Annotated in this window: 2 protein-coding genes; both read left to right on the top strand. The window is 43.6% G+C overall.

All coding sequences use genetic code 11. From position 1 onward, the window contains the following. Nucleotides 1-53 precede the first annotated feature (53 nt). Nucleotides 54-596: a helix-turn-helix domain-containing protein gene (locus NIE32_RS14125; RefSeq protein ID WP_253077508.1), complete on the top strand. Its 543-nt coding sequence runs from the start codon at nt 54-56 to the stop codon at nt 594-596. Continuing rightward, on the top strand, nt 542-1403 hold an 862-nt coding region (locus NIE32_RS14120), incomplete at its 3' end, for an IS3 family transposase (protein ID WP_253077509.1). The genes NIE32_RS14125 and NIE32_RS14120, both read left to right, overlap by 55 nt.

The following is a 1403-nucleotide window of genomic DNA, read 5'->3' as shown; positions in this document are numbered from 1 at the left end:
TGAACTGACCCCCTAAAGTTGGACGACAAAATTCAACTTTAGGGGGTTTTACTATGACCAAATATTCAACTGACTTTAAGATGAAGGTAGTTAGTGAGTATCTCAAGGGGGTGGGGAGCGCTTCGTTGTGTCATAAGTATCAGATTCCATTTCATCAAATGATCTTGAAATGGGTGCATCGCTATCAGGAAAACGGCATTGCAGGCATTAAAAATTTGAAACAACAGCCGGCATATACCTGCAGTTTTAAGCTGAAAGTATTAAAGTGGATGAAAGAGAACCATTCATCACTCGAACGTGCGGCACTTCATTTCAAAATATCTTCGCCGTCAACGATTTATCAATGGGATCGGCGATTTGAATCAATGGGTGTGGATGGATTAAAAACCAAGCGAGGTCGTCCACCTATGGGGAAAAATACAAAGCGCGAAGCCAAAAAGAACGACAAGTTGAAAAATGCTTATCATCCAGAACAGAAGCGGCTTAAGGATCTTGAGAAGGAAAACGAGCTACTTAGAATTGAGATTGAGTACTTAAAAAAATTGGACACCTTAGTTCGCCAGAGAGAGCAACACGAGCGGAACAAACGCAAGTAGTTACTGAACTAAGGCGGAACCACTCTCTGAATGACATTCTGTGGGTAGTGAAACTGCCTAAAAGCGTTTATTACTATCAGAAACAGCGCCAGCAAAAGGATACTGAAGACCCTGTGATCTCTGAAATAAAAGCTGTGAAACAGAAGCACCCAGCTTATGGATATCGTCGCGTTGTCCTGACACTGCGGCGCCACCATTTAAAAGTGAATCACAAAAAGGTCCAGCGCATCATGAGAACGGAAGGACTTCAGTCAACGGCCTATACCAAACGGATCCGTAAGTACAATTCCTATAAGGGAACCGTTGGTAAACTTGCGAAGAATCGCCTGCATCGCCGGTTTATGACTGATCGACCCTACCAAAAGCTTGTCGCCGACGTATCCGAATTCCGCTGGGGGCATCAAACGACTGACGAACGCCTTTATTTCGAACCCGTTATGGATCTTTATTCTGATGAGATTTTATCCTTTACTATAAGTGATCATCCGACAGTCGCCTTTGCGTTAAAACCGCTTCATGAGGCTCTAGAACGCCTACCGGAACATCACTATCGCACGTACGTTCATACGGATCAAGGCTTCCAGTACCAAAATTACCTTTGGCGTAAGGAACTTAAATCGCATCATATTTGTCAGAGTATGTCTCGAAAGGCGACTTGTCTGGACAATGCCCAGATGGAGAGTTTCTTCCATCTCATGAAAGCTGAAACAGTAGCCTCACACCACTATCAGACATGCGAAGAACTAGAAACTGCCATGCGTGTGTGGATCAAGTACTATAATGAGTCTAGAATCAAAGAAAAACTCG

Origin of the sequence: Sporolactobacillus kofuensis, from assembly GCF_024125425.1 — a bacterium.
GTDB lineage: Bacteria > Bacillota > Bacilli > Bacillales > Sporolactobacillaceae > Sporolactobacillus > Sporolactobacillus kofuensis.
Note: the sequence above shows the minus strand (reverse complement) of the source record. Positions and strands in the feature narration are given on the sequence as shown.